Source organism: Actinomadura rayongensis (assembly GCF_009831215.1).
In the GTDB taxonomy this organism is placed as follows: Bacteria; Actinomycetota; Actinomycetes; order Streptosporangiales; family Streptosporangiaceae; genus Spirillospora; species Spirillospora rayongensis.
Genome location: NZ_WUTW01000002.1, coordinates 427,907 through 448,062 on the forward strand (window position 1 = coordinate 427,907; position 20,156 = coordinate 448,062).

Consider the following 20,156-nt stretch of genomic DNA (forward strand, 5'->3'; position numbering starts at 1 on the left):
CTCCCTGTGCTTTCGGCGGGGACGGCGACGCCGCCGCGCCCTCGGGCACGGCGGCGTCGCGGCGCTCGGATCAGTAGCGGTAGTGGTCCGGCTTGTACGGGCCTTCCTGGTGGACGCCGATGTAGGCGGCCTGCTCCTTGGTCAGCTCCGTCAGCTTGACGCCCAGCGCGTCCAGGTGCAGGCGGGCGACCTTCTCGTCCAGGTGCTTCGGCAGGACGTACACGCCGACCGGGTACTCCTCGGTCTTGGTGAACAGCTCGATCTGCGCGATGACCTGGTTGGTGAAGGAGTTCGACATCACGAACGACGGGTGGCCGGTCGCGCAGCCGAGGTTCATCAGCCGGCCCTCGGCCAGCACGAGGATCGTGTGGCCGTCGGGGAAGCGCCACTCGTGGACCTGCGGCTTGATCTCGGTCTTGACGATGCCCGGGATCTTGGCGAGCCCGGCCATGTCGATCTCGTTGTCGAAGTGCCCGATGTTGGACACGATCGCCTGGTGCTTCATCCGCTCCATGTGGTCGGCGCGGATGATGTTGAAGTTGCCGGTCGTCGTGACGAAGATGTCCGCCTTGTCGACCACGTCCTCCAGCACGGTGACCTGGAAGCCGTCCATCGCGGCCTGCAGCGCGCAGATCGGGTCGATCTCGGTGACGATGACGCGGGCGCCCTGGCCCTTCAGCGCCTCCGCGCAGCCCTTGCCGACGTCGCCGTAGCCGCACACGACCGCGACCTTGCCGCCGATCAGGACGTCCGTGGCGCGGTTCAGGCCGTCGATCACCGAGTGCCGGCAGCCGTACTTGTTGTCGAACTTCGACTTCGTCACCGAGTCGTTGACGTTGATCGCCGGGAACGCGAGCGTGCCCGCCTTGTGCATCTCGTACAGGCGGTGGACGCCGGTCGTGGTCTCCTCGGTGACGCCCTTGACGTTCTTGGCCGTCTCGGTCCAGCGGCCGGGGGTCTCGGCGATCGTCCGGCGCAGCGTCTCCAGGATGACGCCCCACTCCTCGGGGTCGTCGGCGGTCGCCGTCGGGACGGAGCCGAGCTTCTCGTACTCCGCGCCCTTGTGGACGAGCAGCGTCGCGTCGCCGCCGTCGTCCAGGATCATGTTCGGGGTCCCACCGTCCGGCCAGCGCAGCGCCTGGTCGGTGCACCACCAGTACTCCTCCAGCGTCTCGCCCTTCCAGGCGAACACCGGTACGCCCTTCGGCTCCTCGACGGTGCCGTCCCGGCCGACGACGACCGCCGCGGCGGCGTGGTCCTGCGTGGAGAAGATGTTGCAGCTCACCCAGCGGACGTCCGCGCCGAGGTCGACCAGCGTCTCGATGAGGACGGCGGTCTGGATCGTCATGTGCAGCGAGCCCATGATCCGGGCGCCGCGCAGCGGCTTGGCGGCGGCGTACTCCTCCCGGACCGCCATCAGGCCGGGCATCTCGTGCTCGGCGAGCCGGATCTCCCGGCGCCCGAAGTCGGCGAGCGAAAGGTCGGCGACCTTGAAGTCCATGCTGCTCCTCAGTGTCCACGTGATGGGTGCTTGGGGCCGGGTCCCGGAGGGAGTCTAAGCACGGTGTTCGCTCCGGGGCACGGTCGGGGGCGCATTTCTGCCACTGATTTGTCAGAATTGGGCCATGCGTATCACAGAGGCCGCGCGGCGGCTCGGCACGTCCCCCCGGATGCTCCGGTACCGCGAGTCGCTCGGCCTGCTCCCCGCCACCCGCGACGCCGGGCCGGGCCACCGTCGGTTCGGGGACGACGAACTGCGCGCCGTCGCCCTCGCCCTCTCCTTGGAGCGACGCTACGACATCGGGCCCGCCGAACTCGCCTTCGGGCTGCGCGTGCTCGCCGAGCCCGAAGTGCAGGCGCGGCTGCGCGAACTCGGCGAACGCGTCGGGCGGCTGTCCGCTCCGCCCGCCCGCTACCTCGACTTCGAGAAGGAGAAGGCGCTGCGCCTGCTGCGGCGGCGGTGATCGAATCGGTACGAACTCGTCCGGCCGCGTCGGCATCGGAGTGCTTCGCCAACTCCCCCAGTTTGAGAGGCGGGCCACCGTGAAGGGCTGGCTGTACGGAATCGTCGGGATCGTCGCCGGAATCGGGCTGTTCATCGGGGGCATCGCGTCCCGGGGCAGCTCCGAGGTCAAGTGCGGCAGCGAGGTCATGGCACCGGGCGACACGTGCCGGACGGTCAGCAACGGCTCGTCCACGACCCGCGGCTACGACGAACAGAAGTCGCAGAACGGCCGTGAGGCCGTGATCATGATGGTGGTCGGCCCGATCGTGCTCCTCGGCGGCCTCGTGTTCCTCGGCCAAGCCGCCGGGGTCGCACGCCGACGGTCGGCCGCACGCGCGACCGTCCCGCCACCCGGCCGCGCCCTCCAGAACAACCCGCCCCACCCCAACACCCCCCAGCCCCCGCCACAGCACGGCGCTCCGCACTACGGCCCGCAGTACGCCCCACCTCACTACGGCGCACCCCAGCCCGCACCACAACACGCACCGCAGCACGCACCGCACGGAAGCGGACCCCAACCCACCCCGCCGTACGGCGCGCCGCAGCAGCCCTACGGCGGGCCGCAGGCCGCGCCGCCGCCCGGCCACGGGCAGCCGGGCTACCCGCCACCACCCCGGCACTGACCGGCCAGACCGAGCCAGGCGCGCCGCCCCGGCCGCGCGTCGTGCGGCAGGCACGCGGGCAACCGCCGTACCGCCGCGAGCATCTAAGCCTCGGGCGGCGCCCGTCGGAGCGCGGCGCTTCAGGCCAAACCGGGCAGAGCGCTAGAGGTAGAGCTCTGCGGACAGCGCACTGCGGGAAACGGGGCTGCCGCTGAGCACCCCGGGGTCGGTGAAAGGCGAGGGGTCAGGACGAATCGGGTGCGCCGCCGCCGGGGACGACCACGCCCGACTCGTACGCCAGCATCACCGCCTGCGCTCGGTCCCGCAGGCCGAGCTTGGTGAACACCCGCGCCACGTGCGTCTTCACCGTGTGCTCGCTCACCACCAGCCGTCGCGCGATCTCCGCGTTCGACAGGCCGCCCGCGATGAGGACGAGCACCTCGGTCTCGCGCGCGGTCAGCGTCTCAAGCCCGGGCGGCGCCTGCGGACGGGTCCGGCGCTGCTTGGTGAACTCGCGGATGAGCCGTCCCGTCACCTGCGGCGCCAGCAGCGCGTCGCCGCGCGCCACGACGCGAACGGCCGCGACCAGCTCGTCCGCCGTCGCGTCCTTGAGCAGGAAGCCGCTCGCGCCGACGGCCAGGGCTTCGTAGACGTACTCGTCCACGTCGAAGGTCGTCAGGACGAGGATTCGCACGCCCTCCGCCCACGGCTGCGCCAGGATCCGGCGGGTCGCCTCGATGCCGTCCATGCCGGGCATCCGGATGTCCATGACGATCACGTCCGGCCGGTGGAGTTCGGCGAGCCGCACCGCGTCGTGCCCGTCGGCGCCCTCGCCCGCGACCGTGATGTCGTCCTGGGCGCCGAGCAGCGCCGCGAAGCCCGCGCGGACGATGGTCTGGTCGTCGACGATCAGGACCTTGATCACCAGCGCGTCCCCACCGGGAAATCAGCGACGGCCGGGCGGTGCCTCGGGCTCACGGCTGGGGTTCTCCTCCCTGTTCAGCGGAAGCTCGGCCTCCACCTGAAAGCCCCCCTGCACGGCGGGTCCGGCGGAGAACCGTCCGCCCAGCATGGTCGCACGTTCCCGCATGCCCACCAGACCGTGGCCGCCCTGGTCCGGGAGGACGCGGGTGCGCGCCGGGCCGTCCAGCATCGTGGCGGCCGGGTCGCCGGCCTGCGGCAGGACGGCCGTCCTGCCCGCACCGTCGTCCCGGACCCGGACGGCCAGCCGGTCGGGCAAGTACACGAGGTCCACTTTCACCTCGGCGCCGGGTGCGTGCCGCCGGGCGTTCGTCAGCGCCTCCTGGACGATCCGGTACGCCGACAGTTCGACCGTCGTGGACAGCGTCCGCGGATCGCCCTGGACGCGCAGGTCGACCCGTCCGCCCGCGCCGCGATGCTGGTCGATCAGCTCCGGCAGGCGGTCCAGCCGGGGCTGCGGGGCGGAGTCGGGCTGCTCGGGACGGGCGTCCGCGCGCAGGACGCCGAGCAGCCGCCGCATTTCGACCAGCGCCTCCCGCGCCGTCTTGGCGATCTCGGTGTAGCCCGCGCGGGCCTCCGGGGACAGGTTGTCCATCGTGTACGGCGCCGTCTCCGCCTGCACGGCGATCATCGAGACCGAGTGCGCGACGACGTCGTGCAGCTCCCGGGCGATCCGGGCGCGCTCGCGCATGACGGCCTGCTCGCGCTGCGCCACGCTGAGCCGGGTCAGGGTCTCGTTGGTGCGCTCCGCAGCGGCGGCCTCGGTGCGTCCGGCGCTCTCCACGGCGGTGCGGGCGTCACCGAGCCCGATCGCGGCGAGCACCGCGAGGACCGTCGCGGGCCACGGGACGTCGTCCAGCGTCGCCGTCGCGAGATACACCACCGCGACCGTGACGACCGCGCCCGCAGCCAGGACGCCCGTGGATTGACGCGGCAGTTCCCGCCCCAGCGCGTACAACGTGTAGAGCGCGGCGAACGCCGTGGTCACCAGCACCGGCTGCCCGGTCAACAGCGACGCCGCCGAAGCGCCCAACGCCACCGCCGCGACGGGCCGCAGATACTCGCGCCGCCACACCAGCGGCAACGTCGCCGCGACGGCGAACGCACCGGCCACGCTCACCGGCGCCTCGGCGCGCGGAACCAGCTCGGCGAGGGCGGCGACGGTCAGCGCCAGGCCGGTCAGCGGCGCGAAGTACCACGCCCCCGTCACCTCCTCCCAAAGGTGGACCCAGCGCGGGAAGACGGCCCGCCGCGTCCCCGCGTCCCCCGGCACCGGTGGACGACTCCCCGTGAGCCGATCCGCGAGACGTCGACGCACAGGACGCAGCAATGTCCCGATCCCGGTCAGGATCCACAGCAGCAACTGGCCGACGCCCGCGACGATCCGGCCGGACAGCCGCCAAGCCTGATGGGCGACGGCAGGTCCAAGAGCGGTGGGCGCCTCGGCGGGCGCGGATGCGGGACGGTTGTCAGCGGTCACCCCTTCATGGTGACCGCTCGGCCACGCTTCTCACCTCACCGCCAAGGCTTACCTGGCCGGACGGCATCCCTCTGGAGGACGACCCCCAGTCCCTCCTCCAGGCTGACGTCCGCCCGGGTGCGTGGAACGTAGTGTTCTTGACGTGACCGGGTAACGGCGCCCCGGCGGGGGACTCCGGGGCGCCAACCCGCTCACCGCGCTCCACACGAACCACCGGAGCCCGCCACAAGCTCCCGCAAGGGCCGAAACCCGCCGCCCACCAGACGGCGACCGAAGCCCCGGCCGGGACAGGACGGACCCACCGCGCCAGCGGAAGTCCGCCCACAACCGCGGGACCTCCACTCCGCCCGCCAGGCGGCGTGCCAGGTCCACGCATGCGAGACGTCCAGGCACGGCCTGGAACCTCGGCGCCCGCCCGGTTCAGGGGTTCGGGCGGGCGCCGGGGAAGGCGCCCTCGTCGGCCGCCCACGGAGACGCCTGGGCTGGGGCCACCGAAAACCGGTCGGCGAGGCGCCCTCCCCGCCCTCGATCGCGGACGCCGCCCAACGCAAGGCGCCCACACCCGCCACGCACAGCGCAGGCGCAGCCCACGCACCACATCACCACCCGCCGCGCCGCCGCGCACCGCGTCGCCACGCCACCACGCCACCACGCCACCACGCGCAGCGCAGCACGCGTCACCGCCGCGCCGCACCGCGCCACTACGCGCCGCACAGCACGCGTCACCACACCACCACGCCGCGCAGCACGCGCATCGCGCCACCACGCGCAGTGCAGCACGCGCATCACGCGGCGGGTCCGACCGGCTGCCTCGCACCGTCACCCGCAACCGCATGCGTGCTGGCGCGCGTGTCCGTGAACGCGTATACGCAAGCGCGATCGCACGCGGCGGCGCACCAGCAGCAGCACCAGCAGCAGCAGCAGCAGCAGCAGCACCAGGCAACCCTGCCAGCGTGCCTGGCGCGGTCCTGAAAGCGCGGCGGGCCGCGCAACGGACTGCTGGCCCCACCGCACAGCGCGGCACGTAACGGTCGTGCGCGGGAGCGCTCGCGTCTGCCTGGAGCGATGGGGACGTCAGCGCGCCGTGGTTCTCAGCGCGCGGCCTCGCAACGTTGCCTTGGACGTCGGGTCAGCGGTTGCGCCATAGGGAGGATGCGGCGCGGTGCCAAGGGGCGCCGAACATCAGGCCGAGCAGGACGATCCCCGCTGTCAGCGTGAGGGCGCCGAGGATGAGGGCCACGAGCAGAGTCGTCGTCAGCCAGAAGATCAGGAAAGCGATGACGGTCGTGGCGGCGACCAGGAGGGGCATGCCGCGGCCCCGGCGGGCGGTGGGCGCGTCCGAGTGGCGGGTGGGGTCGGGTAGGTGGTGCTGGCTGGACGACATGGCTTCCCCCTGGGGTGGGCCGGTGCGGCGGTGCGGTCTGGAGGCGGGAGCAACGCCGGTGCCGGACACTTTGACCTTACCCACTGGAGGGGGAAGCCAGACGTTTTAGTGAGTGGTGGGAGCCTCGTCCTTTTTGTCCGCCAGGGCGGGCTCCAGGTAGATCAGGCGTGCCTCGGGAAGTTCCGCGCGGACGCGGGCCTCGGCGGCGTCGATGCCGCGGGCGACCTGGGCGGCCGTGTCGTCGTGGTGGACGGCGATCTTGGCCGCGATCAGCAGTTCCTCCGGACCGATGTACTCGGTGCGCAGGTGGATCACGTGGTCGACCTCCTCGGCCGACTCCAGGGCCGCGACGATCCGCTTCTCCTGGTCCGGGTCGGCGCCCTCGCCGATCAGGAGACTCTTGGTCTCGATCGCGAGGACGGTCGCGACGCAGGCGAGCAGCAGGCCGATCGCGATGGTTCCGATGCCGTCCCAGACGCCGTCACCGGTGACGACCGCCATCGTCACGCCGAACAGGGCGAGGACGAGCCCGATGAGCGCCGCCGCGTCCTCCAGCAGGACGACCGGCAGTTCCGGCGCCTTCGCCCGGCGGATGAACTGCACCCAGGACTTGTCGGCGCGCAGCGCGTTGGACTCCTTGATCGCCGTCCGGAACGAGAAGCTCTCCATCGCGATGGCGGCGATCAGCACCGCGAACGCCCACGCCGGGGACTCGACGTGGTGCGGGTGCAGCACCTTCTCGACGCCCTCGTAGAGCGAGAACGCCGCACCGACGGTGAACAGGACGACCGCGACGACGAACGCGTAGAAGAAGCGCTCGCGGCCGTAGCCGAACGGGTGCTCGGGCGTCCGGTCCCGTTCGGAGCGCTTGCGGCCGAGGATCAGCAGTCCCTGGTTGCCGGAGTCGGCGAGCGAGTGGATCGACTCGGCCAGCATGGACGACGACCCCGTGAACACGAACGCCACCAGCTTGGACGCGGCGATGCCCAGATTGGCGGCCAGCGCCGCGATGATGGCCTTCGTCCCGCCCTCAGCACTCATTCTGCGATCCTCGTCTTCAGTTCCTGGATGGTCGCGACCGGCGTCGGGTCGACGCCCAGTGCGATAGCCAAGTAAACCGTGACGTAGTCGGCGAGCGCGATCAAAGTGGCGATCCGTTCCAGCGGGTGGTCGCCCTCGGCGCGCAGCTCGGTGACCGGTATGCCGCGCGCCGCCGCGAGTTCCGCCGACACCGCGCGCCGCTTGGCGACCTGCGGATGCTCGTCGGTGTCGCGCATGACGACCAGGTGCAGCCCGTGCTCGGTGTCGTCCGCGCGGTCGCGGAAGAAGTCGTCGGGGTCGGACGCCCCGCCGGCGAAGAACCCGTCGAACGCGACGACCTGATTGTGGTCGGCCTCCGGCAGGCTTCCCGCGACGCCCGGGTACTTGGCGTTCTCGTTGAGCTGGCAGCAGAACCGGTACGCGGCGGTCGCGGCGAGATCGGACGAGCCCCACACCATCGGCATGCTGCCGAGCAGCTCGGCGGCGAGTTCCTTGGCGGGGTTCACGAACGTCTCGCTGGCCGGGCGGCACCGGTGCGCGATGTCTTCGAGCCGTCCGGCGACGGTCTCCAGCAGGCCGTCCGGGGCGTCCGCGAGCCCGAGGGCGCGCGCCGCGACCAGCAGCGGCGTCGTCAGCGCCCACAGCGACGAACGTGGCTGTCCCTCCGACCGGACGGGCACGAACGGCGACCGGGTCCCCGCGGCGAGGTCGGCGAGGGGCGAGTCCGCGCCGCCGACGAACAGCAGCCGGCAGCCCCGCCGCGCCGCCTCGGCGGCGACCGACAGGGTCTCCTCGGTGCCGCCGGAACAGGACACGGCGACGACAAGGTCCGCCGCGCCGACCCAGCCGGGCAGTCGGTAACCGCGCACGGTGACGACCGGGATCGCGCAGCCGGCCCCGCATACGGCCGCCAGGACGTCCCCGGAGATCCCCGAGCCGCCCATGCCGGTCACGACGAGCGCGCGAGGCCGTCCGTCACGGGCGAGGACGTCCGCGGCGCCCGACTCCAGCGCGGCGCGCAGCCCGGAGCGGATCTGGGCGGCCGACGACGCGACCTGGCGCAGCATGCCCTGGGGGTCGGCGGCCTCGATGCGGGCGGGATCGTCCAGCCGCCCGGTGTCGACCGCGACGTTCACGGGGCGGGGGTCCGCGCCTCGTCCACCAGCAGGACCGGGATGTCGTCCAAGACGGGGTAGGCGTAGTGGCAGGGACCCGTGCAGACCAGCTCGGCGGCGGCCTCGTCGGCGTCGAGCCGGCCCCCGCAGTTCGGGCAGGCCAGGACCTCCAGCAGCCACGCGTCCAGCTTCACGGTCACTTCTCCCTCACGATGGCCAGGACCTCGTCGCGGAGCGCAGCCATCGTCGGCTCGTCGGCGGCCTCCGCGTTGAGGCGCAGCAGCGGTTCGGTGTTGGACGGCCGCAGGTTGAACCACCAGTCGCGGGCGATGACCGTCAATCCGTCCAGTTCGTCGATCGTAACGCCGGGCCGCGCCGCGAACGCCGCCCGCACCTGCTCCGCGGCGGCGGTCTGGTCGGCGACCTCGCTGTTGATCTCACCGGACGCGGCGTAGCGGGTGTACTCGGCGAGCAGATCGGACAGCGGCGCGTCCTGCTCGCCGAGCGCAGCGAGGACGTGCAGCGCCGCGAGCATCCCCGAGTCGGCGAACCAGAAGTCGCGGAAGTAGAAGTGCGCGGAGTGCTCGCCGCCGAAGACCGCACCGCTCTCGGCCATCGTCTGCTTGATGAACGAGTGGCCGACGCGGGTCCGGACGGGCGTGCCGCCGTGTTCGGCGATGATCTCCGGGACGGCCCGCGATGTGATCAGGTTGTGGACGATCGGCGCCCCCGGGTGCTTGGCCAGCTCCCGCGCCGCGACCAGCGCCGTGATCGTGGACGGCGAGACGATCTCACCGCGCTCGTCCACGACGAAGCAGCGGTCGGCGTCGCCGTCGAACGCGAGCCCGAGGTCGGCGCCGCTCGCGCGGACGGCGGCCTGCAAGTCACGCAGGTTCTCCGGCTCGATCGGGTTGGCCTCGTGGTTGGGGAACGTGCCGTCCAGCTCGAAGTAGAGCGGGACGACGTCAAGCGGCAGCCCGGCGAAGACGGACGGGACGGTGTGCCCGGCCATCCCGTTGCCCGCGTCCACGGCGACCTTGAGCCGCCGGATGCCCGAAAGGTCCACCAGCGACGTGAGGTGGTCGGCGTAACCGGAGAGCAGGTCACGCGCCTCGACCGTCCCGGGCGTCCCGGCGAACGGCGGCACGCCGCGCTCGACCAGGTCGCGGATCTCGCTGAGCCCGGTGTCGCGCCCGATCGGACGGGCGCCCGCGCGGCACAGTTTCATGCCGTTGTAGCGGGCGGGGTTGTGGCTTGCGGTGAACATGACGCCGGGCAGGTCCAGGACGCCGCTGGCGTAGTAGAGCAGGTCGGTGGAGCCGAGTCCGGCGGCGACGACGTCCGCGCCCTGCCCGGTCGCGCCGCGCGCGAACGCCTCGGCCAGCGGAACGGACGAAGGCCGCATGTCGTGGGCTGTGACGACCGCCGACGCCCCGGTGACCGCGACGAACGCCGCGCCGACCGCCTCGGCCGTGGCCTCGTCCAGCTCGGCGGGCACCACGCCGCGGATGTCGTACGCCTTGAAGATCTTGGCGAGGTCGCCCACTCCTGCTCCCGTTCTGTCACCGCCTGCGGAGGCCATGAGCCTATCGGGGGGCGGGGCGGGCTACTCCTGGCCGGGCTGGGTTCCGGCGGGCTCGGAGCGCAGGACGCGCAGGTGGCCGCGGCGGCCCACCTCGGTGCCCTGGCCGACGGGCTCCTGACCGGATCCGGGGGCGGGGCGGGCGGCCTCGCGGACGGCGTCGGCGAGGGCCTCCAGGTCGTCGGCGCTCGGCTCGGCCTCGGTCTCGACGGGGAGACGCACCAGTTCCCATCCCATGGGGGCGGTGAGCCGTTCGGAGTGCTCCGCGCAGAGGTCGTAGCAGTGCGGCTCGGCGTACGCGGCCAGCGGCCCGAGGACGGCCGTCGAGTCTCGGTAGACGTACGTGAGCGTGAACACTGCGGGCGCCTTGCAGGCGGTGCGGGAGCAGATGCGGACGGGGCTCACGATGGCCGACCGTACCCCGCCGCCGCCGACTCCGCCACCACCCCGCGGAACGTGTCGCCGTTACCGGTCAATTTCCCGGTAACGATCACAATCCCGCTGCCGTGCGGCACGCTGCGTCACCCGGTGGGGACGGTCACCTGACCGCCGATGCAGGGTTCGATCACGGGGACGGGCGGTAAGCTGGGGACGTGCGATCCCGTGTGGCAGGCGTCCGGCGCCGCGACCGGCGCGGACGAGGTCTGCGCGGCCCGCTGACCCCGCCGCGGGCGCCTGTGTCGCGCACTCGCGCCGAACGCTTCGAGGACCTGGTCGCCGACGAGGTGCGTAGGCTCGGCCGCCGCTGGGGGCGGGAGCTGGCCCGGGTGGACTTCGTCGTCGAGGACGTCCCCGACGTGGACCCGGCGTCGGACGGCCCCGTTCCGCTCGGCCTGACCGAGGCGGACGCCGACGGCGGCGTGCGCATCGTGGTCTACCGGCGGCCCGTGGAGGCCCGCGCGGACGGCGACCGGGAGACCGGGCGGCTCGTCCGGGACCTGCTGGTCGAGGAGGTCGCGGACCTGCTCGGCCTGTCGCCGGAGTCGGTGGACCCGAGCTACGACTCCCCCGACGACTGACTTTTCACCGCAACAGGACGCGCACCGATTCCCGGACGGGCGGCAGCGGCGTCGTGAGGACCTGCGGAACGACGGGCAGCACCGAGAACCGCAGCTCGTCGTTCGGCCCGGCACTGATCATCCGCGTGGCGTAGACCGGGCCGCCGCTCTCGGGGCGGACGAGCAGCCCGGCGGCGGGCGCGACGCGGGTCTCCACCACGCGTCCGGCCGGGACGGTGACCACGGTGTCGGCGCGTCCGCTCAGCCGCACCTTCGCCGCTTTGCCGGGAGCGGCGAGCGCGAGCCACCAGGTGTTCCCGTCCCCGGCCGCGAGACCGCCGTCCGGGCCGAGCGGCGTGCCCGCCGCACCGTAGGCCGTGTCCACGCCGCGCTCGGCCGTGAACCCTGTGAGGACGGGACGGTCCGCCGTCACCACCACCGCTCCCGCCTTGCCGTTCATCGGGAGGTCCACGGCCGTGACGGTGCGGGCGGGGGCGTCCACGGCGTCCTGCCCGGCCGGGGTGAAGGCGCCGTCGCCGGTGAGCACGCGCACGCCCACCTTGGCGTCGGCGTCGCCCGGGACGACGATCAGCAGCCGCCGCGCGCCCCGTCCGCCCGGCACGCCGGGCACGAACGCCGACGCGGCGGGCTCGGCCGCGGTCGGAAGCCAGTCCACGCCCTTGCCCGGCGCGGTGCGGACGCGGACGAACGCGGCGACCCGTCCCGTCGTGGCGTGGACGCGCAGCGCGAGGTCGTGCGCGACGCCGACGATGTCGCCGAGCCCGTCGGGGGACGTGCCGAGCCGCACGACGCGCGACGTCCCCGGATCCACCTGGATCCCCCGGCCCTCGGTCGTGTCGAGCGGGCCGTCGCCGGAGAGCGCGGTGAGATCGACGGCGGCGGGCTGCGCCTCGGCGTTGGCGAGGACGACCTCGACACGGTCGGCGGAGGCCGGTCCGGGGCCGGTGAACCACTGGTCGGTGCCCGGGACGGCGCAGCGGACGGCCGTGAGACCCCGGTCGTCGCCGTCACCGGTGTCGCCGGTCTGCTCCGCGGTGAGCCCGGCCGCCAGGGGGCCGTCCGCGCGGACGACGACGGGGCCGTCCGGGGCGTCGCCCGTCCACAGCCCGCCGGTGAACTGTGCCAGCGCCGCGCCGCCCAGCGCGGTGACGTTCACCGTGCTCGCCCCTGCCTGCTTCCCTCCCGAGGGGCTGCCCGGCCGCGTCTGGACGCCGATCCGCGCGCCCTTTCCGCCCGGGCAGACGGCGAGTGCGGCCGTGACGGGCGCGGACGTGCCGTGCGGACGGTCCGGCGAGCCGCCGGGGAGCGCGAGCGCGGCCGTCCCGTACAGGGCGGCGAGAGCGACGGGCACGAGCAGCGTGATCGCGTACCGGTTCTGCGGAACGGCGAGACGCACAGCGGGCCGCGGGACCGACCGGGCCGCGGGCCGCGCGGTGGGCCGCAGGGAGCGCAGTGCGGTGAACCGCGGGGCGGGCCGCCGCCGCTTCCGGTGCCTGCGGTGCTGGCTGCTCATACGGCCGGCTCTTTGACAGGCTCGGGACGGACCGCACGGCGGCGCGCGGGCGCGAACCCGTCGGAAGCCGCGCCCGGCGACGCCAGGATCAGCAGCACGACGACGGCGACGCCCTGCACGGCCGCCCACAGGTGCCGGAGCGTCTCACCGCGCTCCAGCTCGACCCGTCCGCCGGTCGGCGGCACCGCGAATCCCTGCGCCCAGCCGTCCACAGTTCGGCGCGGCAGGTCGCGGCCGGCGAGGGACGCGGTCCAGCCTCCGTCGGCGGGCTCGGCGAGCAGCAGGGTGCGCGGGCCGGTGCCGGGCGGGACACGGACGGCGCCGTCCGCGCCCACCCTCAGCGGCGTCTGAGCGGCGCCGCTGATCAGCAGCACCCGGCCGGTCGGCGTAGGCACCTTCCACACTGCGAAGTCGGCGTTGCGGCTGTAGCGGGCCAGTTCGGGCGCGGCGTCCAGGACGGGCGTGTGCGCGTCCTTACCCGGATCGAGCACCAGCACGTACTGGACGCCCATCCGGGTCAGCACCGCCCCGTCGTCCCCCGGCCGCGCCCCGGCGAGCGCGGCGACCGCGCCGTCCAGCACGTGGCGGGCGCGGGCCGGCGGCGGCGTCTCGCCCTCCCCGATCCGGGGACGGGCGCCGTCGCGGACGAGCGTGTAGTCGACCCGTCCGTCCGCGCCGGTGTGCAGGACGAGCGTGCGGGACCCGGCCAGGAACTCGGGCACGAGCCCGGTGTCCACGCGGCCGAGCGGCCCGCCCGCGCCGTGCGCGATCCACAGGACTGCCGCCAGCACCGGCGTGGTCAAGGCGGCGAGCACGACGACGGCGCCGCCCGCGCGATACGGCGGATGGGTGCCGGCGAGGGCGTCCACGGCGCGTCCCACCGCCGTCGCGGCGGCCAGCAGCACGCCCGTTGCGGCGAAAAGCACGGCGACGCCCGGCCAGGCGGTGGCGGACGCGGCGGCGGTCAAGATCGCGACCAGCAACCCGAAGATCGCCAGCAGCCAGCCCGCGAGGACGGCCGTCCGACGGGCGCGCATCGGAAGCGCGACGAGCGCCGCGAGCAGCACCCCGGCGGTCACCCAGAACGCGGGCGTCCCGGGGCCGCCCGGGTCGAGCGCGACCAGCCCGGCGGGCGTCGGCGACGCCGATCCGGACGTGATGCCCGCCTCCAGCAGGAACCGCGACGGATGCGCGAGCAGGCCGAGCGTCCACGGCAGCAGGAGCAGCGGGGGCGTCGCGAGGACGGCGGCGAGCGTTCGGCCGGACGGGGCGCCGCGCCGACCGTCCAGCAGCGCCCGTCCGAGCAGCCCGGTGATCAGCGCGAGCGGCCACACCAACGGGACGAACGCCGTCGCGACCGTCAGCAGCAGCGCCGCGCCCCACGCCGAGCGGGCCCGCGCCCGCCGGTCGCCGGTCGCGAGATGGCGCGGCAGCCCGATGGCCCGCGCGACCCGTACCGCGAGCAGCGGCAGCAGGACGAGCACGACGGCGGTCCCGAGCCGTCCGCCCGCGATGGCGCCGGTGGCCGTGGGCAGCAGCGCGTAGGTCGCGGCGAACCACATCCGCTCGGCCTCGAACGGGATGTTCCGCCGTCCCTTGGCGCGGCGGCCCGCCCGTTCGCGCGGACGCGGCATCAGCAGCGCGGACGCCCGGTAGGCGGTGAGCCCCGCGAGCGGCACGCTGCCCAGCAGCAGGATCGCGACGGGAATCCACGGCTTGCCGAACGCGAGCGTCGCCAGCACGGCGAGCACTCCGATGTAAGGCGGGGCGCCCGCGTCCGAGCCGAGCGCGACCGGATGCCAGCTCGACAGGTACTGGTCCCACAGGTCGGACGCGCCGCCCCACGCGGGGACAAGCGCACCGCCGCCGAGGGCGTCTCCGGCGGCGGGCAGGCCGCGCTCGGCGGCCAGCGTCACCGCGACGAGCGCCGCCGCCAGCAGGATCTGCGGCCGGGCCAGCAGCCGGACCAGCGGCGGCGGACCGCCCTCGGCCGCTCGCCGTTCGGCCGCTGCGCGCCGCGCCGCCTCGCGCGCGGCCAGCCGGTACGACACGGCGTCGGCCGTGCGGCGCAACGCGACCGCGCGGGGCTGGAAGCGCCGGACGGTCCGGTAGACGCGTGTCCGGCCGTCCGCGCGCGCCGCTCGCACCCGCCGCAGCTTCGCCGGGTCCCGCAGCACGTCGGCGAGCGCGGCCAGCTCGTCGCGCGCCGCGTCCGGCTGCTTCACGACGAAGAGGCGCAGCGCCCGCAGCAGCGAGGCCATCACATTGCGCGCTAGCACGCACGGTAGGACTCGCGGCGGCACGTTGCCGAGCAGCGTGTAGAGGGCGTTGCGGCGGTCGAGGCGGCGCGGCTGCTCGGTCGCGCCGATCTCGCGCAGCCCGCGCCGGGACGCCTCGGCATGGTGGACGACCGCGTCGCCCACGACCAGAACCCGCTGCCCTGCGGCGTGAGCGCGCCAGCAGAAGTCCACGTCCTCGCGGAACAGTCCGAAGTCGGGGTCGAAGCCGCCGAGCCGGTCCCAGACGTCGCGGCGGACGAGCATGCCCGCGCTGCCCACCGCGTGGACGTCGTGGACGCCGTCGTGCTGTCCTTGGTCGATCTCGCGGCGGTCCAGGCCGGTCTCGCGGCGTCCGGCGCCGTCCAGCGTGACGCCCATCTCCAGCAGGACGCGGTGGTCGTCCCACGCCCGGACCTTCGGGCCGAGCACCGTCGCGCCCTGGTGGCCGTCGGCGGCGCGCAGCAGACGGGCCAGCGCGTCCGGGGCGGGCGCGGAGTCGTCGTGCAGCAGCCACACCCACTCGGTGCGCGGGCCAGCGCCGGGATCGGGATCGGAAACGTCCGCCGACGCCGCCGGATGCGCCAGCGCCGCCGCTACCGCCGCTCCGTACCCGGTTGTGCGCGGCAGCTCCAGCAGCCCGCCGACCACCTCGGCGGCCACCGCCGCGCCCGTGTCCGTGCTCCCGCTGTTGGCCACGACGAGTCGCTGCACCGGACGGGACTGGGTCAGCAGCGCCTTCAGCGTCACCGGCAGCCAGCGCGCCCCGTCGTGGACGACGAGGACGGCGGTGACGACATGGCGGTCGACAGTGGGCGACAACGGATCCGCTCGCTCGGGTGACTAGGACGGCCGGGGACGCGGGTCACTGTACGCCGCGGCGGCCGTCGCGCGCCCTCGGTTCCCCCCGTGGCACGCGACGGCCGCCGCCGTCGTCCTTATCCCGGCCGCCCGTCAGACGGCCTGGCGCTTCAGCTTGCGGCGCTCCCGCTCGGAGAGCCCGCCCCAAATACCGAAACGCTCATCATGCTGCAACGCGTACTCCAGGCACTCGGCCCGGACCTCGCATGCGCGGCACACCTTCTTGGCTTCGCGCGTCGAGCCGCCCTTCTCCGGAAAAAACGCCTCCGGATCCGTCTGCGCGCACAGCGCGCGCTCCTGCCAGCCCAGCTCTTCGCCGTCGTCTGTGCCGTGCGCCAGCGGGATGACCACCTCGCTCACAGCGCACCTCCCAACCCGTGGAGCCCCCTGGTCGATGCCTTCCCTGCGCTCCGTTCCCCCGAGAAGGCATAGAACTACACCCACGAAATTACACGTGTGTAACACCTGGTCCGTCAAGCGGAACGTGTTTGTGAAGGGACGAACAGGGTCTTTTGGGCTAAGGAGCCGCCTGCTTTGACAGGGGATCAGTTAAGCCATACGTCACTGGGGCGGTCGGTTGTCCCGGTACCAATCAGAGCCCTGCTGTTCCTGACCTTGCTGCGGCTGCTGGCCGTACTGCTGGCCGTAGCCCTGCTGCGGCTGCTGGCCCTGCTCGCCGCCGTAGGCCCGCGTCCACTCGCCCGCGGCCTCGTCCTCGGCCTGCTGCGCGGCCTGCTGCTGGCCCTCCTGCGGCTGCTGCTGGCCGTACTGCTGCTGCTGGTACTGCTGGTACTGCTCGTAGCCCTGCTGCTGCGGCTGCTGCTCGTAGCCCTGCTGCTGCTCGTACCCCTGCTGGCCATAGCCCTGCTGCTGGCCCTGCTGAGCCTGCTGGCCGTACTGGTCGTAGCCCTGCTGCGCGTAGCCCTGCTGCTGGCCGTACTGGTCGTACCCCTGCTGCTGGCCGTACTGCTGCTGACCGTACTGCTGGTACTGCTGCTGCTGGCCGTACTGGTCGTAGCCGGGCGGCACCTGTCCCGCCGGGGCCTTGGGCCGCGCGGGCAGACCCTGGAAGACGGTGAACACGAACCATCCGGAAACGCCGATCACCGCGAGCTTAGAGGCACCGTAGAGGAACGCCTCCAGCTTCACCGAGCCGCTCGTCCCGTCGCCGAGGTCGGCGAACATGCCCGCGAGCCAGGCGACGACGCCGAACAGCGCGAGCCCGCCGATGACGATCAGGGAGCCGAGCACGACCGTCCGGGCCTGCGGCGTCGGCTCGGCCGAGGTGTGCGTCACCAGCAGCACCGCGACGACGAGCAGCGCCACCGTCGCGACCTGGGTGAAGATCCCGTTCTGGGTCTCGGTGAACGCGCGGATGGAGAACGAGCTCTTCGCGAACTCCGACGACGACGAGGCGATCACGAGGCTGATGAGTCCCGCGAGCAGCTGCAGTCCCGCGGCGGCGAGCAGTACCCAGGCCGCCGGCTCGCGCAGGCGCTGGACGGCTTCCTTGTTCACGACGATTTCTCCAGACGTTGCGGTCCTCTGACCCGCCCCGAGGACGGGCGCATCATTGTGCCCGACGTCGCGATTCCCGCCCACCGCGCAAGCACAGAGCACGGACGACGGCAATCGGATGACAGCGCAAAGCTTTGCACATCGCGCCCGCCCGCGTCTCATTCCGCCTGCGTTCGGCCAGGACCGTCCAAAGCGGGCCGCCACGCCGCATGCGTCCCCGGGCGGCCTAGGCTGGCCCCATGAAGATCGTGGCGCCGGCGGGCGGCATCGGAGCGGCCCGCTTCCTGCGCGGATTGCGGACGGCCGCCCCCCAGGCCGAGATCACGGTGATCGGGAACACGGGCGACGACATCTCCCTGTTCGGACTGCGGGTCTGTCCCGACCTCGACACCGTGATGTACACGCTCGGCGGTGGAATCAACGAGGAACAAGGCTGGGGCCGCGCGGACGAGACGTTCGCCGTCAAGGCGGAACTGGCGGAGTACGGGGTCGGGCCGGGCTGGTTCGGGCTCGGCGACCGGGATTTCGCGACGCACATCGTCCGGACGCAGATGCTCGCGGCCGGATACCGGCTCTCGGCCGTCACCGAAGCCCTGTGCGCGCGGTGGGAGCCGGGCGTCCGGCTGATCCCGATGACCGACGACCAGGTCGAGACGCACGTCGTCGTGGACGATCCCGAGCACGGCCGCCGCGCGATCCACTTCCAGGAGTGGTGGGTGCGGTTGCGGGCGTCGCTGCCCGCCGTGTCGATCGCGCCGGTCGGGGCGGAGGACGCCAAGCCCGCGCCGGGCGTGCTGGACGCGATCGCGGCAGCGGACGTGGTGCTGTTCCCGCCGTCCAACCCGGTGGTGAGCATCGGGACGATCCTGTCGGTGCCCGGCATCCGGGACGCGCTGGCGGCGAAGACCGTCGTGGGCGTCTCCCCAATCGTCGGGGACGCGCCGGTGCGCGGCATGGCGGACGCGTGTCTGACCGCGATCGGCGTGGAGACGTCGGCGCGGGCCGTGGCGGAGCTGTACGGGCCGTCGCTGCTGGACGGCTGGCTGGTGGACGAGGCCGACGCGGGCGTCGCGGTGGACGGCGTCGCGGTGCGGTCCCTGCCGCTACTCATGAAAGACGCGGCTTCCACCGAGGCCATCGCCGCAGCCGCCCTCGAACTGGCCCTTGAACTGGCGTCATGAGCGAGGCCGAGGAACGGCACCTGCCTGAAGAGGGCGGGGAGCCCGCGTCAAAGGAACCGCGCGGCGCCGAGCTCGCCGCAGGCGAGCGGGGAACACCGAGCTTCGAGGTGTTCGGGATTCCCGGGCTGCCGGAGATCGCCGAGGGGACGGATCTTGCGGCGCTCGTACCGCTGGACCTGGTGCGGGACGGGGACGTGCTCGTCGTCACCTCCAAGATCGTCAGCAAGGCGGAGGGCCGGGTGCTGCACGCCGGCGACCGCGAGAAGGCGATCGACGCCGAGACCGTCCGGCTCGTGGCACGGCGCGAGCATCCGGGCGGCGTCACGCGGATCGTCGAGACGCGGCAGGGGCTCGTGCTGGCGGCGGCGGGCGTGGACGCGTCCAACACCCCGCTCGGTACCGTCCTGCTGCTGCCCGAGGACCCGGATGCGTCGGCGCGGCGCCTGCGCGCGGCCCTGCGCGCCCGAGGCCGCGACGTCGCCGTGATCATCTCCGACACGCTCGGCCGGCCGTGGCGCTTCGGGCTGATGGACGCGGCGATCGGCGTCGCGGGCCTAGATCCGGCCGCCGACCTGCGCGGCGGGACCGACGTGTACGGCAACCGGCTGGAGGCCACGGTCATCGCGGTGGCCGACGAACTGGCGGCTGCGGCCGACCTGGTCAAGGGCAAGCTGGACGGCGTCCCGGTCGCGGTGGTGCGCGGCCTCGCCGGGCTCGTCACGACGGACGACGGACCGGGCGCGCGCATCCTGCAGCGCCCCCCGGACGAGGACATGTTCCGATACGGCTCGATGGACGTCCTGCACGCCCGCCGCACGATCCGGGAGTTCACGTCCGACCCGGTGGATCCGGCGGCGGTCCGGCGGGCCGTCGCGGCGGCGATCACCGCCCCGGCGCCGCACCACACGACGCCATGGCGGTTCGTCCTGCTGGAGTCGGCCGAATCCCGGACCCGTCTGCTGGACGCGATGCGCGACGCCTGGGAGGCGGACCTGCGCCGCGACGGCTTCTCCGAAGACTCGATCGCCAAGCGCCTCCGACGCGGCGACGTCCTGCGTCGCGCGCCCTATCTTGTCGTCCCGTGCCTGGTCGCCGACGGCGCCCACACCTACCCCGACGACCGCCGCAACACGGCCGAACGCGAGATGTTCACCGTCGCGGCGGGCGCGGCCGTCCAGAACCTCCTGGTCCAGCTCGCCGTGCAGGGCCTCGGTTCCTGCTGGGTGTCCAGCACGATGTTCTGCCGCGACGTCGTCCGCGAGACCCTGTCCGTTCCCACGGAATGGGATCCGATGGGCGCGGTCGGCGTCGGCCATCCCGCCGCCCCGCCCCGCGACCGTCCGCCCCGCGACCCCGCCGCCTTCATCGAGGTCCGCTGACGGGCGGCCCGTCCGCCGCCTGGTAGCGCTCCAGGATGTGGCGGACGTGCCGCGTCGACAGGGACGCGAAGCCGGTTTCCACGCGGACGAGCCAGTCCACGTCACAGCCGATGTGCTCGGCGGCGCGCTCGTAGGACAGGTCGAGGAGTTCGCGGGTGCGCCGGAGGTACAGGCCGAGGCGCCAGGAGTCGGCCTTGCGTCGGTCGACGGCCATGCGCG

Annotated in this window: 19 protein-coding genes; 5 read left to right on the forward strand and 14 right to left on the reverse strand. The window is 73.4% G+C overall.

Annotated elements, in window-relative coordinates:
• Nucleotides 1–70: 70 nt before the first annotated feature.
• Nucleotides 71–1,501 (reverse strand): adenosylhomocysteinase, encoded by a 1,431-nt coding sequence (gene ahcY / locus GQ466_RS11340; protein WP_161102834.1) that lies wholly within the window; start codon nt 1,499–1,501, stop codon nt 71–73.
• 124 nt (nt 1,502–1,625) lie between these two features.
• On the opposite strand from ahcY, the gene GQ466_RS11345 reads away from it, so the two are divergent.
• Nucleotides 1,626–1,964 (forward strand): MerR family transcriptional regulator, encoded by a 339-nt coding sequence (locus GQ466_RS11345; RefSeq protein ID WP_103561863.1) that lies wholly within the window; start codon nt 1,626–1,628, stop codon nt 1,962–1,964.
• 79 nt (nt 1,965–2,043) lie between these two features.
• Entirely contained in the window at nt 2,044–2,628 is a 585-nt protein-coding gene (locus GQ466_RS11350; RefSeq protein ID WP_161102835.1) for a hypothetical protein, read from the forward strand.
• A gap of 223 nt (nt 2,629–2,851) precedes the next feature.
• Here the strand turns inward: GQ466_RS11350 and GQ466_RS11355 are convergent, their stop codons facing one another.
• The 8 genes from GQ466_RS11355 to GQ466_RS32285 all read right to left on the reverse strand — a co-directional run bounded on the left by GQ466_RS11355 (nt 2,852) and on the right by GQ466_RS32285 (nt 10,595).
• Nucleotides 2,852–3,532: a response regulator gene (locus GQ466_RS11355; protein WP_161102836.1), complete on the reverse strand. Its 681-nt coding sequence runs from the start codon at nt 3,530–3,532 to the stop codon at nt 2,852–2,854.
• A gap of 21 nt (nt 3,533–3,553) precedes the next feature.
• Nucleotides 3,554–5,068, reverse strand: a complete 1,515-nt coding sequence (locus GQ466_RS32715; protein ID WP_161102837.1) for a histidine kinase — start codon at nt 5,066–5,068, stop codon at nt 3,554–3,556.
• Between the two features lie 1,129 nt (nt 5,069–6,197).
• Nucleotides 6,198–6,452 carry a hypothetical protein gene (locus tag GQ466_RS11365; protein ID WP_161102838.1) on the reverse strand — a complete coding sequence of 85 codons (255 nt, stop codon included), beginning with the start codon at nt 6,450–6,452 and terminating at the stop codon, nt 6,198–6,200.
• A 105-nt stretch (nt 6,453–6,557) separates the two neighbouring features.
• Entirely contained in the window at nt 6,558–7,493 is a 936-nt protein-coding gene (locus GQ466_RS11370; RefSeq protein WP_161102839.1) for a cation diffusion facilitator family transporter, read from the reverse strand.
• The gene (locus GQ466_RS11375) at nt 7,490–8,629 is read right to left on the reverse strand and encodes an SIS domain-containing protein (protein WP_161102840.1); all 1,140 of its coding nucleotides are present in this window, start codon (nt 8,627–8,629) and stop codon (nt 7,490–7,492) included. Before GQ466_RS11375 ends, GQ466_RS11370 begins: the two co-directional genes overlap by 4 nt.
• Nucleotides 8,626–8,808, reverse strand: a complete 183-nt coding sequence (locus GQ466_RS11380) for a Trm112 family protein (RefSeq protein WP_161102841.1) — start codon at nt 8,806–8,808, stop codon at nt 8,626–8,628. The genes GQ466_RS11375 and GQ466_RS11380 overlap by 4 nt, the downstream gene beginning before the upstream one ends.
• Nucleotides 8,805–10,154 carry a phosphomannomutase/phosphoglucomutase gene (locus GQ466_RS11385; protein ID WP_161102842.1) on the reverse strand — a complete coding sequence of 450 codons (1,350 nt, stop codon included), beginning with the start codon at nt 10,152–10,154 and terminating at the stop codon, nt 8,805–8,807. Before GQ466_RS11385 ends, GQ466_RS11380 begins: the two co-directional genes overlap by 4 nt.
• A 60-nt stretch (nt 10,155–10,214) precedes the next feature.
• The gene (locus tag GQ466_RS32285) at nt 10,215–10,595 is read right to left on the reverse strand and encodes a DUF3499 family protein (protein WP_161102843.1); all 381 of its coding nucleotides are present in this window, start codon (nt 10,593–10,595) and stop codon (nt 10,215–10,217) included.
• Between the two features lie 200 nt (nt 10,596–10,795).
• On the opposite strand from GQ466_RS32285, the gene GQ466_RS11395 reads away from it, so the two are divergent.
• Nucleotides 10,796–11,209 (forward strand): metallopeptidase family protein, encoded by a 414-nt coding sequence (locus tag GQ466_RS11395; RefSeq protein WP_161103837.1) that lies wholly within the window; start codon nt 10,796–10,798, stop codon nt 11,207–11,209.
• 4 nt (nt 11,210–11,213) lie between these two features.
• Here GQ466_RS11395 and GQ466_RS11400 read toward each other — a convergent pair whose 3' ends face one another.
• The 4 genes from GQ466_RS11400 to GQ466_RS30705 form a co-directional block, all read right to left on the reverse strand.
• On the reverse strand, nt 11,214–12,722 hold the full coding sequence (locus GQ466_RS11400; protein ID WP_161102844.1) for a DUF5719 family protein: 1,509 nt from the start codon (nt 12,720–12,722) through the stop codon (nt 11,214–11,216).
• On the reverse strand, nt 12,719–15,820 hold the full coding sequence (locus GQ466_RS11405; protein WP_161102845.1) for a glycosyltransferase family 2 protein: 3,102 nt from the start codon (nt 15,818–15,820) through the stop codon (nt 12,719–12,721). The genes GQ466_RS11400 and GQ466_RS11405 overlap by 4 nt, the downstream gene beginning before the upstream one ends.
• Before the next feature lie 132 nt (nt 15,821–15,952).
• Nucleotides 15,953–16,219, reverse strand: coding sequence for a WhiB family transcriptional regulator (locus GQ466_RS11410; RefSeq protein ID WP_019629142.1), 267 nt, complete (start codon nt 16,217–16,219; stop codon nt 15,953–15,955).
• Between the two features lie 201 nt (nt 16,220–16,420).
• Nucleotides 16,421–17,377 carry a hypothetical protein gene (locus GQ466_RS30705; protein WP_202420387.1) on the reverse strand — a complete coding sequence of 319 codons (957 nt, stop codon included), beginning with the start codon at nt 17,375–17,377 and terminating at the stop codon, nt 16,421–16,423.
• 239 nt (nt 17,378–17,616) lie between these two features.
• Here GQ466_RS30705 and cofD point away from each other — a divergent pair, with 239 nt between their 5' ends.
• Nucleotides 17,617–18,558, forward strand: coding sequence for a 2-phospho-L-lactate transferase (cofD, locus tag GQ466_RS11420; RefSeq protein WP_161102846.1), 942 nt, complete (start codon nt 17,617–17,619; stop codon nt 18,556–18,558).
• On the forward strand, nt 18,555–19,937 hold the full coding sequence (locus tag GQ466_RS11425; protein WP_161102847.1) for a coenzyme F420-0:L-glutamate ligase: 1,383 nt from the start codon (nt 18,555–18,557) through the stop codon (nt 19,935–19,937). The genes cofD and GQ466_RS11425 overlap by 4 nt, the downstream gene beginning before the upstream one ends.
• Here the strand turns inward: GQ466_RS11425 and GQ466_RS11430 are convergent.
• The gene (locus GQ466_RS11430) at nt 19,921–20,151 is read right to left on the reverse strand and encodes a helix-turn-helix domain-containing protein (protein WP_161102848.1); all 231 of its coding nucleotides are present in this window, start codon (nt 20,149–20,151) and stop codon (nt 19,921–19,923) included. The two genes, GQ466_RS11425 and GQ466_RS11430, sit on opposite strands and share 17 nt — an antisense overlap.
• Between the last annotated feature and the right edge of the window lie 5 nt (nt 20,152–20,156).